The organism is Streptomyces sp. NPDC037271 (genome assembly GCF_055603605.1).
Map to the genome: position 1 here is coordinate 195,377 of NZ_JBVJVN010000001.1, position 14,665 is coordinate 210,041.

Genomic DNA, 14,665 nt, shown 5'->3' on the forward strand with positions numbered 1-14,665 from the left:
CTGCTCAGAGCCTTCGGGCCGAGGGGTACGCCCAAGGTCTTGCCGAGGCCGTCCTGCGTGTGCTGGAGCGTCGTGGTGTCGTGGTGTCCGAGGAGGAACGGGCGCGCATCGTCGGCTGCACCGATCCCGACACCCTGAACGTCTGGCTCAACCGGGCGATCGCCGTCGTGTCGGCGGCCGAGGTGTTCACCCCGGGCGGCGAGTGAGAGGCCGTGTCGGCGGGGTGGGGCAGGGTGATCGGCGATGTGCCGGAGCGAGGTCACTCGCCGCGTATGCCCGCGAGCTCCGCCGGACGGCGCCGCAGGGCCAGGGCGGCGGGGACGACCGAGGCGAGCACCGCGAGGAACGCGCAGGCGGCCACGACCGCGCCGATCGTCTCCCACGGCACTACGGGCGTGGCGTATACCGAGAGCAGCCTGAGCGCCGCCCACATCCCGGCGAGATTGAGCACGGCGGCGACCAGCCCGAGCAGCGCGCCGACCGCGACGACCAGGAGCGACTCGGCGCCGACCAGCCGCAGCACTTGCCCGTCGGTGGCCCCGGCCAGCCGCAGTACCGCCAGGTCGCGGACCCGGTCGGAGGTGGCCATCACCATCGTGTTGACCAGCGAGATGCCGGTGTAGAGCAGGGCGATGCCGAGGATCAGGAAGAGGCCGACCCGGGTCGGACGGTTGGTCTCCGGGTAGGTGGCGGCGACCCATTCGTCCTTGGTGAACACCTCTCCGCCGGCCGGTCGCACCGCCTCGCGCAGCCCGGCGGCCACGGCCTCGGCATCGGCGCCGGCGGTGAGGGCGACGTCCACCCGGTCGACCGCGGCGCCGGGGGCGTTGGCGGGAGTGACGTAGACGCCGTTGTCGCCGGTGCCGGTGTGCATCACCGCGGCGATGCGCAGCGTCTTCTCCGTACCGTCCCCCAGCCACACCCGTACGCTCCGGCCGACGGAGTGCCGTTCCCACTCCTCGTTGACGATGATGGAGTGGTCGTCGAGGCCGGTCGCCTTCCCCGCCGCGAGCGGCAGCCGGGAGGTGGCGGCGAGGGCGCGGGGACTGCCGACGGCGCGGGCCTCGGACCGGATGAGCGCCACGCCCTCCTCCAGGACGTACACCGCGCTCGACGAGCTGGGCGAGACCTCCGCCGTCCCCGGCACGGCGCGTATCCGTTCCACGGTCCGCGCGTCGAAGCCCGTGGTGCGTGTGTCAGGGCCCGTGCCGGGGGCGCCGTCCGGCGCGGTGACCACGAAGGCGGCGGTGGTCCGCTCGCGCGTCTCGGTGGCCTTCGCCTCGTTGAGCGTCGCGGTGGCGCCGAGGAGGGAGCCCGCGAGGGCGACGGTGACCAGTACCGGCGCCGCGACGGCTGCGGTACGGCGCACGCCGGCGGCCGCGTTCTCGCGCACCAGTATGCCCGTGGCGCCCGGCGACCGGGCCGCCGGCCAGGCCAGCACCCGGGTCAGCGGACGCACCACGACCGGCGCGAGCAGCGCGACCGCGGTGATCAGCAGCATCGGCCGGAGCACGTACGTCTTGCGGTGCAGCAGGTCACCGGGGTCGCCGGTCAGGGCGATGACGAGCGTCACCAGGGCGGTCAGCAGCAGCCCGAGACCGAACAGCCACCGCCCCGGTGTCATCGACCCGGCGTCCACGGACGCCTCGCGCAGCGCCTCGGCGGGGCCGGTCGTGCCCGCCCGCCAGGACGCCGCGACCACGCCGCACAGGGCGACGAGGAGCCCGGTCCAGAAGGCCATGTGGTACGGCCAGGTGTGGTCGCCGATGGTGAACCAGGCCGGCGCCAGCCCGCCGTCGACCACCCACGCCGCCAGCCGCGGCGCGCCGTACGAGCCGAGTACGCAGCCCGCGGCCGAGGCGAGCACGCCGACCAGCAGGGCCTCGGCGAACACCATGCGGCGGATCTGCCCCGGCGTCGCCCCGGCCGTGCGCAGCAGCCCGAACTCCCGCCGCCGCTGGGCGACCGCGAAGGCGAACGTGGACGCCACGACGAACACCGAGACGAACGCGGTGACGCCGCCGGCCGTGCCGAACAGGGCGTTCATCGCGGTCAGCGCCTCGCTGTCCCGGTCGGGGTCGGCGTCGGCGTACCGCCGGTCGTCCCCGGTGAGCACCTGGACGCCCGCGCTGCCGCGCACCGCGTCCCGCACCGCGGTCGGGTCCGCGCCGGCCACCACCAGCTGCACGCTGAGCGGTGAGAGCCGGGCGGCGTGCGCGTCGGTGTAGAAGACGGCGTCCTCGAACCCGCGGTCGGGCACGGTGCCCACGACCCGCACGGTGCCCCGGTCCGTCCGCACCCGCTCGCCCGGCGCGGCCCAGCCGCCGGTGACGACGACCTCGTCGGCCGTGCGCGGCGCGCGGCCCGCGTCGAGGGTGTACGGGGCGAAGGCGGCGGTCGACCAGGGGTGGCCGACCAGGTCGGCGGGCCCGCCCTCGGCGCGTACCGCGAAGGACCGGTCCTCGACGACCCGGCCGAGCCGCTCCAGCTCGGCGATCGTCCCGGCGGACACCGCACGCGGCTGCGCCAGCTCCTCCGTACGGTCGCCGACCGGTGTCGGCACGCGCAGGGTGTCCTGCCCCCGGACCACGGCCGGCGCGGCGGCGAACCGCTCCGGCGCGCGGTCCGGCGCGTCCAGCGAGGAGGCCAGGGCCAGCCCCGTCACGGCGAGGAGGGCGACGCCCAGCGACAGCGCGACGAAGCTGCCGGCGAAGGTGGCCCAGCGGGTGCGCAGGGTGCGCAGGGCGGCGTTCAGCACGGGACGGTCTCCAGCCGGGTCAGGTGCGCGGCGATGCGGTCGGCGCCGGCGTCGGCCAGCTCGCCGTTGACACGGCCGTCGACGAGGAAGACCACGCGGTCGGCGTAGGAGGCGGCCACCGGGTCGTGGGTGACCATGACGACGGTCTGGCCCTCGCGGTCGACCATGCCGCGCAGCAGGGCCAGCACCTCGCGGCCGGTCCCCGAGTCCAGCGCACCGGTCGGCTCGTCACCGAACAGCACGTCGGGGCGGGTGATCAGCGCGCGGGCCAGGGCGACGCGCTGCTGCTGGCCGCCGGACATCTCCGTGGGCCGGTGCCGGGCCCGGTCGACGAGGCCGACCTGGGCGAGTACTTCGCGCACCCGTGCCCGGGAGGGGCGGCGGCCGGCCAGGCGCAGGGGGAGGGCCACGTTCTGCTCGGCGGTCAGCGAAGGCAGCAGGTTGAACGCCTGGAACACGAACCCGATGCGCTCCCGGCGCAGCAGGGTCAGTCTCCGCTCGCTCAGCCCGGTCAGCTCGGTGCCGCCGACCACGACCGACCCCGACGTGGGCCGGTCCAGGCCGGCGGCGCACTGCAGGAGCGTCGACTTGCCCGAGCCGGAGGGGCCCATCACGGCGGTGAACGTGCCTTCGGGGAAGGCGAGGGAGACCTCGGCGAGGGCCGTCACGGTGCTGTCGCCCGATCCGTACCGTCGGCTGACGGAACGCAACTGGATCACGCCGTCGCTCACCTGGCCGCTTACCTGACCGCTCATCCGACCGCTCATCCGGCCGCTCATCCGGCCGCTCATCCGGCCGCTCATCCGGCCGTTCGTCCGACCGTTCATCTGACCGTTCATCTGTCCCCACCACGTCGGCTTCCGGCTGATGGCTCCACGAAACCGTCCGTGACCACCCCGGCGCAGTGCGGCAGAGGCGAGAACCGGGGTAGGGCAGGCCATACCCCCTGGAGGCCTCCTGGACCGATGGCCCGGCCGTACGCGGGAGTTCTACGGTGATCCGCATGCACCCTCGTACTGTGTGGCAGGCCATGTCCGGCCCCGGCTTCCTGCTGTCGGCGTGGCCGTGGCGCGCGGTCGCCTACCTGACGACCGGGGCGGTCGCCGGTGCCGTCACCCTGGTGGGAGTCGTGGCCGCGGTGGCCGCCGGCGGCCTCCTCGCCGTCGTCGTGGTGGGGCTGCCGCTGCTCGTCCTCACCGCGCTCGCGGGCATCCCCGTCGCCCATCTGGAACGGCACCGGCTGCGCCTGGTCGACCGCGATCCCGTACCCGGCCGGCACCGGCCGCCCGACGCCGCGGGCCTGTGGGCCTGGCTGACCACCCGGCTGCGGGAGCGGTCGACCTGGCAGGAACTCGGCTACGCCCTGCTGTTCGCCTTCCTGCTCTGGCCGCTGGACGCGCTGGTCGTCTGCGCCGCGCTGGCGGTGCCGCTCGCCACGGCAGCCACTCCGCTGCTGATGGCCACCGTCGGGGACGGCGAGGAGGCGAAGGTGCTCAAGCAGTGGACGGTCACCACCTGGCCGGCCGCGTTCGGCGTGGCGGTGCTCGGGCTGCTGCTGCTCGCCCTGGGCGCCTACGCGCTGGGTCTCGCGGCGGGTGCGCGGGCCGAGTTCACCCGTGTCCTGGTGGCCCCGCGCGAGGGCGACCTGGGCGACCGGGTCGTCGAACTCACGCGCTCACGCGTGCGTTTGGTGGACGCCTTCGAAACCGAGCGGCGCCGTATCGAACGCGACCTGCACGACGGCGCCCAGCAGCGCCTGGTCGCCCTGACGATGGCCCTCGGCCTGGCCCGCCTGGACGCGCCGCCCGGCCCGCTCGCCGACCAGCTGGCGAAGGCCCACGGGGAGGCGGGGAAGGCGCTGGAGGAACTGCGTGAACTGATCCACGGCATCCACCCCAAGGTGCTCGCCGACCACGGTCTCCAGGCCGCCGTGGACGACGCGGCCGACCGGTCCGCCGTCCCCGTGGACGTGCGCCTGGAGCTGCCGGGCCGGTTGCCCCAGGCAGTCGAGGCCGCCGCCTACTTCGTGGTCTGCGAAGCCCTCGCCAACGCCGCCAGGCACAGTGGCGCGGACCGCGTGGAGGTGACCGGCGGACACCGCGACGGACGGCTGTTCCTCGACGTCCGCGACGACGGCCGGGGCGGTGCCGACGCCGGGGCGGGCAGCGGACTGACCGGGCTCGCCGACCGGGTGTCCGTACTGGATGGCAGACTCTCCCTGTCCAGTCCGCCGGGCGGACCGACCCTGTTGCGCGTGGAGATTCCTTGCGAGTGGACCGAGCACCGGACCGAACGCTTCGCGTAGTACTGGCCGAGGACAGCGTGCTGCTGCGGGACGGGCTGGTCGGCCTGCTCGGCCGCTGCGGCCACGAGGTCGTGGCGGCCGTGGGGGACGCCGAGGCGCTGGTCGCGGCGACGGAGGAGCACACCCCGGACATCGTCGTCACGGACGTCCGCATGCCGCCCGGCTTCCAGGACGAGGGCCTGCACGCCGCGGTGCGGCTGCGGGAGCGGCGCCCCGGCCTGCCCGTCCTCGTCCTCAGCCAGTACGTGCAGCGGACCTACGCCGCCGAACTGCTGGACTCCGGCGACGGCACGGGTGTCGGCTACCTGCTGAAGGACCGCGTCGGCCAGGTCGAGGAGTTCGTCGACGCGCTGGCCGAGGTCGCGGACGGCGGCACGGTCGTCGACCCGGAAGTCGTACGCCAGTTGCTGCGGCGCCGCCGGGACCCGCTGGAGCGGCTCAGCCCGCGCGAGCGGGAGGTGCTGGCCCTGATCGCCGAGGGCAGGTCCAACGGCGCCATCGCCCGCGAACTGGTCGTCTCCGAGGCCGCCGTGGGCAAGCACATCGGCAGCATCCTCACCAAGCTCGACCTGCCCCCGGCCACCGAGACGCACCGCAGGGTACTGGCGGTGCTGGCGTTTCTGCGGGCCTGATCCCCGCAGAGGACGCGGGACTTCGGGGCCTTGACGCCCACGGGGCGTCGGAGCACGGAGAATTCGGTCACGAATCCCGCATGACACCCCACTTTTCCTTCACACGACGCCACTATTGATCGCGGAAAAGTCCCCGTCCCGTTCCGCTGCCCGGAAAGTGAGTCCGTGAGTACTGTTCCGCCTCCCGACCGTTCCGACGACGACCCGGCCCCCTCCCTGTCCGACGAGCAACTGGAGTCGTTCCTGCGGGAAGCCGCCGAGGGCGGTCACGCCCCCTCCGCGCCCAAGGAACCGTCCGCACGGGCGCGGATGGTGGCTCGGCGGTTGCGGGAGGAGGACGAGGCGGCGCGGCGCGCCGCCCCGGGCGGGGGCCGGGGCGGCCGAGTACCGGGCCGCAAGCGGAAGGAACCGGGGCCGCCGGCCCCACCGGGATGGCGTACGGGCCCGGCAGGGCAGGAGAGCAAGGGCGGCGGCTCCCGCCGACGCCGCTTGGGTACGGTCGTCGGCGTGCTGGTGCTGGCGGCCCTCGCGGTCGTCGCCGTACGGCCCTCGCTGCTCCTGGACCGGCTGCCCGGCGGAGGCGGCGGCGCCGAACAGCCGTTGGCGGCCGAGAACGCGCTGCCGACCGGCGCCCCCGGGGACCCCGCCCGGTCGGGACGGGCAACCCGCGAGCACCCCTTCCGCGGCTCGCCGGCCGAACGGTGGGCCGAGGGCGCCGACGCCATCGAGGTACCGGCGGCGAAGGCGCTCTCCGGCATGAGCGAGAAGGACGTGGCGTTCGCGCTGCGCCGCACCAAGGAGCTCCTGGTCTCCGCCAACCTCGACCCCGGAGTGCTGCGCGGCGAGCAGCCGGACGAGGCGCTGGCCGTCCTCGACCCGAAGCAACCGGAGCTCCTGCCGGAGCTGCGCCGGTCACTGCGGGCACCGGACGAGGAGCACGACCCGCTCCGGCTCTTCACCCGCTTCGACCCGGACGAGGTGCGCCCGGCCGGCGACGTGGTCAAGGTCCGCGGCCACATGACCCTGGCCGCCGGGGAGCCGGGCGTGGTGAAGGTGAACGCGGACTACACCTTCGTCTATCCGCTCGTGCGGGCGGACGGGGACGACGGAGAGGTGTCGCGCACGATCGTCCGCCGCGTGCTCACCCTGACGCTGAACGACCCGGCCAGATGGGACGTGACCGAGGGAAAGCTCCTGCTGGAGAAGTACTTCTCGGAGCACAACAACACCGACTGCGACATCGACGACGGCTACCTGCACCCCGCTTTCGCCGCCGACGGCCCCAGCGGCGAGCGGCCCACCGGGCCCACGGTGGACCCCTACGACCGCAGTCAGCCCCTCACGGGGGCCGACTCGGAAGGCTGCGGACGGGTGACCCGCACATGAGGGCCGGGGACCGTCGGTCCCGGACGGGGACCGACGCGGCGACGACGTGACGACGTGACGACGCGACCGGGCCCGGGTGCTCTCCCTCAGCGCACCCGGGCCCGCCCCCGTCGTCCCCCGTGGGTCAGTCCGTCACTCCGTGACTCACACGCGCTGCCACAGTGCCGGGACGTTCGGCGGCTCCCAGCCCTGCTGGGCCTGGTGGCCCTGGAGGCAGCGGTAGGTGGCGCCGCCGTACGTCACCGTGGCGCCCGGCTGGTAGACGGTGCCGGCCGCCCAGGTGCCGCCCTCACCGGGCGGCGGCTCCTCGGGGCCGCCGTCGTCGGTGGTCACCAGGGTGAGGCCGTAGTTCTGCAGCAGCGGGTTGATCGGCTGGAAGTACGTCGTGCCGCCGGAGCGGCAGTCGCCCGAGCCGCCCGAGGTGACGCCCTGCGCCTGGCTGCCGGAGATGTACGAGCCGCCGGAGTCGCCGGGCTCGGCGCACACCGTGGTGCGGGTGACGCCGCTGATGGTGCCCTCGGGGTAGGTCACGCTGGTGTTGTGCTGCTGGACGGTGCCGCAGTGCCAGCCGGTGGTGGAACCGGAACGGCACACGGACGCGCCGACCGGGGCCTGCGTGGACCCGGTCACCTGGACGTTCTGCCCGCCGGCGCCGCTGACGTACGGGGTCACCGTCCAGCTGGAGTTGGTGGCCACCCAGGCCATGTCCCGGCCGGGGAAGACGGAGCCCTGGAAGGTGCCCTGGGCCACCCGGTTGGCGCCGCTCGTGCTCGCCCCGGTCCGTCCGCAGTGACCGGCGGTGGCGAAGCCCTGCTGGGTGCCCTTGGTGACCGGGAAACCGATCGAGCAGCGTCCGCTGTTGTTGATGTAGTACGCCTCGCCGCCCCGCAGGTCGTACAGCGGGCGGGGCTTCTCGGACGTCCTCTCGACCCGCGCGAGCCCGGCGTCGACCCCGGCCGCGTCGAGGAGGGCACGGGCGGCGGACGGCCGTATCGCCTGCACGGTGACCGTGTTCGTCCGCACGTCGACGTACCGGACCGGCGCGTCGGTGGTGTCCCGGCCGGTGGCGGCCCGGTCCAGCCGGGACTTGGCCGCGTCCAGGTCGGCGAGCGAGTGCCGTACGACGGTGGCCACGGCGCCCGCCGCCTCGATCGCCGCGACGTCGTCCGCGTCGGTCGTCGCCACGGTCAGCGTGCCCGACTCGGCGCCCCGCAGCCACGCGCCGGCGAAGTCGCCGCCGAGCGCGGCGCGGAGCCGGCCCGCGGCGGCGCCCGCCTCGGCCTCGTTGACGAGGCGGCGCTCGGCCTGCCGCCGGTCGAGGCCGAGGTCGCGCTGCATGGCGTCGAGGAGGGCGACAGGCGCGGCGTCGGTGCGGAGGGTCTCGGCCGCGGTGGGTGCGGAGTCGGCGGGAGCCGTCCCGGCGCTCGCGGAGCCGCTGAGCCCGGCCACGAGCAGGGCGGCCGTCGCGGCGACGGCCGCACCCACGGCTCTGGTGTGTCGGTGTCGGTGGGGCATGGGGCCTTCTCCTCGGTCTCGGTGGGGAGGTGCCGAAACCGTAGGGAGGACCGACCGGTGGCCATAAGACGTCGGTCGGCCCTCTCCCCGGTGTTATGGAAGGCGTTGCGGAAGGTGTTACGGAGGGCGATACGGCAGGTGATGCGGCAGGCACACGGTCGGTGTCACGGAACCCGGTGCGCCGCCATCCACTCCGTGTAGCTGTCACTGCTCGCCGCGACCCCCGCGTGCGCCATGCGGGCCTGCGCGAGCACGGTCGCGGCGGTGTCCTGCCGTTGCGTCACCGCGTGCCAGCCGAGCAGGTGCCGCCAGGCCAGCGGGGTGCCGGTGAGCGGCCGGGTGACGATGCCGGGCGTGGACGGGAAGGTCGCCCGGCACAGCCCGACCGCCCGCCCCACCTGCACCAGGTGCACGAGGGACGCGGTGTCCGTCTCGTACATGCGGCGCGGGGTGAACCCTGCCCGGGCGCACGACGCGGCGAAGCAGTCGCCGAAGCAGCCGTCACCGGGCACGCAGGCCCACTCCTCGTCCGCCAGCTCGGTCAGGTCCACCTCCGTCCGCCGGGCGAGCGGGTGGCCGTCGGGCAGCATCACGAACACCGGGTCGACGGCGACCTCCCGCCAGACCAGCCCTGCGGCGCCGGGCGGGGAGGCGGATCCGCAGGTCCCGGCGAGCGCGAAGTCCAGCCGTCCCTCCGCCAGCTGCTCGGCCAGTTCCCTCTCCGACCAGGACGTACAGGTCGTCATCCGGGCGTCCGGCGCCACGCCCGCCAGCCGGTCGACCAAGGCACCCAGCAGGGGCCCGTGGGTGCCGCCCAACCGAAGCCGCTCGGCGGTACGCGGGGCCCGGGCGAACCGGGCCGCCTCCTGCTGCAACTCGGTCACCGCGGGCAGCACGATCCGGCTGCGCTCCAGCACCAGTTCGCCCAGCGCGGTGGCCCGCACCCCGTGTCTGCCCCGCACGAACAGCGCGCCTCCCAGGGCCCTTTCGATCCGCTTGAGCTGTGCGCTCAGCGCGGGCTGTGCGAGGCCGAGCGCCGTCGCCGCCCTGGTGAGGCTGCCGGCGTCGGCGATGGCCCGGACCGTCTTGAGATGCCGCAACTCCAGCTCCATGAGGGGAGCTTGCGACGGGGGAGGGGCGGGGGCAAGAGGTTGGTCCGGACCTGTGGCACAAGTTGTGTCGTGAACATGAACCACGTCCGGTACTCGGTGGCTCCGCCGGTCCTCGCCCTCGCCGCATGCCGCGTCGGAGGAAGCGGTAGCACGGCCGAGGCCTCGATCACTTGATTCCCCGGGCCATCAGGCCCGGTCCGTCAGCGCCCTCTGGCCGGAGGCCAATCGCCGGACGCGCGCATCTCCATGTACTGCGCGGTCGCGGGGAAGGTCGGCGCCATGTGGGCGGCCGTGCCGTCATGGGGGACGACAACGACCGGGCTGAACGGCTTCTTCGTGAAGTCGCCGGTCTCGATGTGCTCCTTGAAGTCGAAGAGCACAGTCCAGCCATACGTGTATTCGACCGCCGTGTCCGGAAGCATGACGACGGAATCGGCTCGCTCTGCATAGGCGGAGGTCTTCACGTAATGAGCGGCAGTAGCAACTGCCTCGTCCTTGGTGACCACTTGTCCGGCTCCATCAGGTACGGGGTGTTCTGATGCACGACGTTCTGGTGAGGCGCTGCGGCGGCTAGTGCAACAGGCGGAGCTCGCGGACGTTCTCGGTCTCCAACTTCGCCAAAGAGGCGGTCATCTCATCGAGAAAGACGACTTGGCCGTTGTTGTTGTGGACGTAGACGAGATGTCCTGTGATCTCCTGACCGCCAGCCTCGCGCCTGACCCAGACCAGGCCTCGGGCATCCGGCCCCGCGTCGGCGACGGTGCGTATGACGTCGTCCCAGCCGCCGACCACCGTCTCCCGAAACCCCGGGAAATAGCGCTTGGCCAGCCTGCCCCACCATCCCGGAGCCTCGTGGCCGGGCGCCCACGGCAACGCGGTCACGGCGATCCGGTCGATGCGATGGTGCAGTGCGACGACCCGGCCGCGGACATTGAGCCGCTGCGGCTGGGACACCACTCGGTTGACCTGCTCCCAATTGGGGACGTGCTCCAGATCGGCGAGGGGAGCGCTGGGAGACGGATGGTACGGCAGGCCGCTGTACTTCGGTACGACGACGGACGCAGCGAGCATCGGCGTACGCGGGAAACCCGGCTGTGCCACGGTTCGGCAGCTGAGCAACCAGGCAGTGGGGGCCTCGTGCACGACGTCGGGGACGGTCAGTTCCACCAGACCGTTGTAGGTCTGCCGCAGCCACTCCTCGGCCAGCCGCACGGGCCGGCTCATGCGCGGCGTCCCGGCGGCGGTGGCGGCGTGCCCCGGTAGCTCTTCGGGTTTCCCGAGTTCCACGGGACGACGAGAGGACGCACCTGAGCCTCGTACTCAAGCGCGCGTACCCAGTCGGCCGGCCAGGCGGAGCCGCCGACCGACGCCCCCGCGAACGCCCCGGCCAGCGCGGCGACGGAGTCGGAGTCGCCGGAGGAGAACGCCGCTCGCTGGACGACCGCCACGGGCTCTTCGGGGAAGAGCAGGAAGCAGTACAGGGCGGTGGCGAGCGCCTCCTCGGCGATCCAGCCCGCGCCGGCCACCTCGCAGGGGTCGCGCTCCGGGTCCGGGTGGCCGAGGGCGGCCGAGACGGTGTCGAGGGCCGCGAGGGTCTCGTCCCAGCCGTGTGCGATGAAGTCGGCGGGGTCGGCCGCGCCCGCCCGCCGCGCCAGGTCGCCGAGCCAGTCGCCGTGGTACGTCCGGCGTGCGGAGCGGCCGTAGTGGCGCAGGCGCGGCAGCAGCTCGGAGGGGTGGCAGTTGTGCGTCAGCAGCCATACGGCGTGTGCGGTGAGGTCACTGGCCGCGAGCGCGGTGGGGTGGCCGTGGGTCAGCGCGGCCTGCAACTGGGCCGTACCCGCGCGCTGCTCCGCCGTCAGCCCCGGCAGCAGTCCGACGGGCGTCACCCGCATGTTCGCTCCGCAGCCCTTCGAGGCCATCACGGTGGCCTCCTGCCACGGCAGACCGCGCTCCAGGGCCGCGCACGCGTCCAGGCAGGTCCGCCCCGGTGCGCGGTTGTTGTCGGGCGAGCGAAGCCAGGCCACGAAGCGCGCGCGCAGCGCCGGCTCGGCGGTCGCGGCGGTCAGCGAGGCCACCCCGCCGCCGTCCACGACGTCCGCCAGCGCCTCGACCACCGCCAGTGTCATCTGGGTGTCGTCCGAGACCCGGGCCACGCCGGAACGGATGGGCAGCTCCAGCTGCCGCCAGGAGCCGTAGCGGCTGGTGAGCTGGGCGATGTCGAGGAACTCGGTGGGGTAGCCCAGGGCGTCACCGATGGCGAGACCGTAGATCGCCGCCATGGCGCCGCCCTTGACGTTGTCCCTGCCCCACCTCCGCTCGGTGAGGTCGTCCAGGACGGCGAGGCTTTCGGCCTCGGCGAGGGAGTCCGGCACGATGTGACTCCTCGGGCTGGTGGACGGCGTCGCCAGCAACTCGGCCAGAGCCTGCGTGGGCCGGAGCCCGCGTTCCTTGGCGATACGCAGGCGCTTCCCCCAGACACCCGCTTCGTTGGCGGCGGCAGGTCCCGCAGCGTTGCGCGGCCACACCGACCCGGCTTCGTCCTCGTCGTTCACCCACACGTAACCGATCACCTGATCGTCGGAGTCGGCGATCGCCACGTACTGCACGGGCCGGCCTGTGTGACGGGCGTAGCGAGGCGGCCCTCCCGGCACGATGTAGCCGCCCAGGTCTTGGGCCAAGCGGGGGTTGATCCGGCAGTCGGAGTGTTCGGAACTCATGCAGGGCTGCTACTTCCGGCTGGTTGCTACGGCAATTCCCGTGAATGTCGCCAGCAGCCCGGCGAACTCGCGACGCCGGGCCGCTACCTCCTCGGCGGACGGCCCGACGCTCTCACCCGGCTCTCCCGAGCCGGGTGGCCCGGCGGCCTCGGCCGTCTCGGCGGTGTCGGGCTCAGGCGGCTCCGGGGCTGCATCCGGCGGTTCGGGCAGCCGGGTCATCTCCGCGTAGTCGGCGAGCCGGGAGCGCCGTACCGGCGCCCCGGCGCCACCGCCGTTGTCCGTCATTTCCCAACCCTGAGACTGAGCTGCTTCGGCTGGTCAACAGCCTTTTCGAGCGACGATGTTACGCACACGACCGCAACGCCGGGTACTCCCCTCGAAGCACGTGCTCCTGGCTGTACGTCAGGACTGCCGGCCCTCGTCGCTCTCGTCAGAAGCCCAGGTAGGTGATCTGGACGACGTAGACCCGTTCGTCCCGCACGACGATCTGGTAGGTGAACATTCCGCCGGGGACCGTGATGTCGCCGCCTTTCGGGTCGTCTCCGCCGTACGTGCGACCGTGCAGGTACCGTGCTTCTGCCGCTCTGACCAGCTCGGCGGCCTTGCGTTCCCCGGCTGTGAGGAAGACGGGCGGGGCGGTGCGGGCGGCTTCCTCCGCGCCGAAGGCGTACTCCCAGGCTCAGCTCAAGCGTGTACTGCCTTCATCGCCTCGTCCAGGACGGCACTCAGCTCTCGCAGGGCTTCACGGGCCACGTCCGCGTCCTTGTGTTCCAGGTTGTTCTTGGCCCGGGTGTGGCGGACCGCGAGGTCGGGCCGACGGGCGATCTCGATGTCACGGGCCCACGCCAGGGCCCAGCTGCGTACCGGGCTGAGCGACTGCCATTCCAGGGCCTCGGCGAACGCCTCTTCCTTGGTCTGCTGCATCTCCGGCAGACGCCCGGGGGCGACGACGGCGAGGGCGGCTCGCAGCGCGTCCGGCGTCTGCTCGGGGCGGGGGACCAGCTCGTGTCCGTGGTCGGCCTGAGTGCTCATGGAGTCCTCCCGGGAGTGCACTGGCCAGGGTAGTCGTCCGGGACGGCTGGGGAATCGGGACGCGAACATCGAGGTGCGTTTCTCCTGGTCAACGAGTGTGTGAAGGGACATGCCCAGGGGGTGTCCTGGGCGGTGCGCCGCTTGTGTTCGTTCGGCATTCCCGGCAGCGGTCTTCGGTTTTGGGGGCGCGGAAGCCGCGGTCGCAGCCGTCGCAGTTGCGCACCTCGTAGCGGGGTGGTGGCGGATTGGCCGGGGCCCTGTACGGCGGCGGGGGCGGCAGCTGAGCTGCGAGACGGTGGGCGAGGAGGGCTGCGGGGCGTCGCAGGGGGGCGTCCGGCAGGTCGGTGGTCAGGGCGTGGCGTACGGCGGTGGGGGTGACGTCCCGTTCCAGCCAGGCGGCGACGCCGGGGGCCAGGTGGGCGGTGTCCGTCGCGGAGAGGAGGAGGCGGGGGTCGTGTCGGCGCAGGGTGGTGAGGAGGTCGGTGGCCTGCTGGAGGAGGGCGGGGGCGGTGCAGCTGGGCTGGGGTACGGCGGGGAGGGCCTTGCGGGGGCGCGTTTCGGTGCCGGTGTGGCGCGGGCGGGGAGGGGCTGAGTGCTCCGGTTGCTTCGGGGGCCGTCCCGCCGGGCGGGTGGGCCGGGGCGTCGGGCGGTCCGGGCAGCCGGTGTCGGCCGGCTCGCGGCGGGGCGTCTTCGGCTGGTTGCAGGAGACCGTGCGGGTGACGATGCGGCCGGTGGACGTGCGTACGCGCTCGCGGCGCAGGTAGCCGTGGGTCTCCAGCTCGCGCAGGGCGGACGCGATGCGGGTGGGGCCCTCTTTGAAACGGGCGGTGAGCGTCTTGATGTCGGCGCCCGCGCCGGTGGGCAGCGACTGGATGTGGCAGCTGAGGCCGATCGCCAGCAGTGACAGCTCCGGGTGCTGGGCCAGGTGGTTGCCGATCACCACGAAGCGGGTGGTGTGGCGGGTGTTCTCGTGGATGATGCCGCCGCCGTGGCGACGCGGACGGGTCGGATCGGCGGCAGGGGCTGACTGGGCGCGCGAGGGCGCGCTAGGGTTTTGGGTATCCATCGGGAAGTTCCTAGGGTTTGCTTCCTTGGTGGTAGGCCCTCGCAGTGGGATGCCAGTCCCGGCGGGGGCCGAAGTATTTCTCGGTCGTTTGCGCTGAGAGTAGGGGAGTCGGGGACCCGAAAAGCCAGCCGAGCCGGTGATG

At 73.3% G+C, this 14,665-nt stretch carries 14 protein-coding genes; 4 read left to right on the plus strand and 10 right to left on the minus strand.

Features of this window, described 5'->3' with window-relative positions; all coding sequences use genetic code 11:
* On the plus strand, positions 1-206 hold a 206-nt coding region (locus ACZ7G3_RS00945; RefSeq protein WP_470922713.1), incomplete at its 5' end, for a hypothetical protein.
* A gap of 53 nt (positions 207-259) precedes the next feature.
* On the opposite strand, the gene ACZ7G3_RS00950 is transcribed toward ACZ7G3_RS00945, so the two are convergent.
* A complete protein-coding gene (locus ACZ7G3_RS00950; protein WP_470922714.1) occupies positions 260-2,758 on the minus strand; it encodes an FtsX-like permease family protein in 2,499 nt (832 codons plus the stop codon).
* A complete protein-coding gene (locus tag ACZ7G3_RS00955) occupies positions 2,752-3,513 on the minus strand; it encodes an ABC transporter ATP-binding protein (RefSeq protein ID WP_470922715.1) in 762 nt (253 codons plus the stop codon). The genes ACZ7G3_RS00950 and ACZ7G3_RS00955 overlap by 7 nt, the downstream gene beginning before the upstream one ends.
* Before the next feature lie 248 nt (positions 3,514-3,761).
* On the opposite strand from ACZ7G3_RS00955, the gene ACZ7G3_RS00960 reads away from it, so the two are divergent.
* From ACZ7G3_RS00960 to ACZ7G3_RS00970, 3 genes are all read left to right on the plus strand, one after another.
* Entirely contained in the window at positions 3,762-5,063 is a 1,302-nt protein-coding gene (locus tag ACZ7G3_RS00960) for a sensor histidine kinase (RefSeq protein WP_470922716.1), read from the plus strand.
* Positions 5,030-5,695: a response regulator gene (locus tag ACZ7G3_RS00965; RefSeq protein ID WP_426524575.1), complete on the plus strand. Its 666-nt coding sequence runs from the start codon at positions 5,030-5,032 to the stop codon at positions 5,693-5,695. The genes ACZ7G3_RS00960 and ACZ7G3_RS00965 overlap by 34 nt, the downstream gene beginning before the upstream one ends.
* A gap of 165 nt (positions 5,696-5,860) precedes the next feature.
* The gene (locus ACZ7G3_RS00970; RefSeq protein WP_470922717.1) at positions 5,861-7,081 is read left to right on the plus strand and encodes a hypothetical protein; all 1,221 of its coding nucleotides are present in this window, start codon (positions 5,861-5,863) and stop codon (positions 7,079-7,081) included.
* Between the two features lie 144 nt (positions 7,082-7,225).
* Here ACZ7G3_RS00970 and ACZ7G3_RS00975 read toward each other — a convergent pair whose 3' ends face one another.
* The 8 genes from ACZ7G3_RS00975 to ACZ7G3_RS01010 all read right to left on the minus strand — a co-directional run bounded on the left by ACZ7G3_RS00975 (position 7,226) and on the right by ACZ7G3_RS01010 (position 14,523).
* Positions 7,226-8,596, minus strand: a complete 1,371-nt coding sequence (locus ACZ7G3_RS00975) for an alpha-lytic protease prodomain-containing protein (protein ID WP_470922718.1) — start codon at positions 8,594-8,596, stop codon at positions 7,226-7,228.
* Positions 8,597-8,760: 164 nt separating this feature from the next.
* Positions 8,761-9,708, minus strand: coding sequence for a LysR family transcriptional regulator (locus ACZ7G3_RS00980; RefSeq protein WP_470922719.1), 948 nt, complete (start codon positions 9,706-9,708; stop codon positions 8,761-8,763).
* A gap of 200 nt (positions 9,709-9,908) precedes the next feature.
* Complete coding sequence (locus tag ACZ7G3_RS00985) at positions 9,909-10,214, minus strand: YrhB domain-containing protein (protein WP_470922720.1); 306 nt, start codon at positions 10,212-10,214, stop codon at positions 9,909-9,911.
* Between the two features lie 64 nt (positions 10,215-10,278).
* Positions 10,279-10,932: a toxin glutamine deamidase domain-containing protein gene (locus ACZ7G3_RS00990; protein ID WP_470922721.1), complete on the minus strand. Its 654-nt coding sequence runs from the start codon at positions 10,930-10,932 to the stop codon at positions 10,279-10,281.
* Positions 10,929-11,987, minus strand: coding sequence for an ADP-ribosylglycohydrolase family protein (locus ACZ7G3_RS00995; protein ID WP_470923178.1), 1,059 nt, complete (start codon positions 11,985-11,987; stop codon positions 10,929-10,931). Before ACZ7G3_RS00995 ends, ACZ7G3_RS00990 begins: the two co-directional genes overlap by 4 nt.
* A 447-nt stretch (positions 11,988-12,434) precedes the next feature.
* A complete protein-coding gene (locus ACZ7G3_RS01000) occupies positions 12,435-12,710 on the minus strand; it encodes a hypothetical protein (protein WP_470922722.1) in 276 nt (91 codons plus the stop codon).
* A 399-nt stretch (positions 12,711-13,109) separates the two neighbouring features.
* A complete protein-coding gene (locus ACZ7G3_RS01005) occupies positions 13,110-13,457 on the minus strand; it encodes a hypothetical protein (RefSeq protein ID WP_470922723.1) in 348 nt (115 codons plus the stop codon).
* Between the two features lie 88 nt (positions 13,458-13,545).
* On the minus strand, positions 13,546-14,523 hold the full coding sequence (locus ACZ7G3_RS01010; protein WP_470922724.1) for a helix-turn-helix domain-containing protein: 978 nt from the start codon (positions 14,521-14,523) through the stop codon (positions 13,546-13,548).
* Positions 14,524-14,665: the final 142 nt, after the last annotated feature.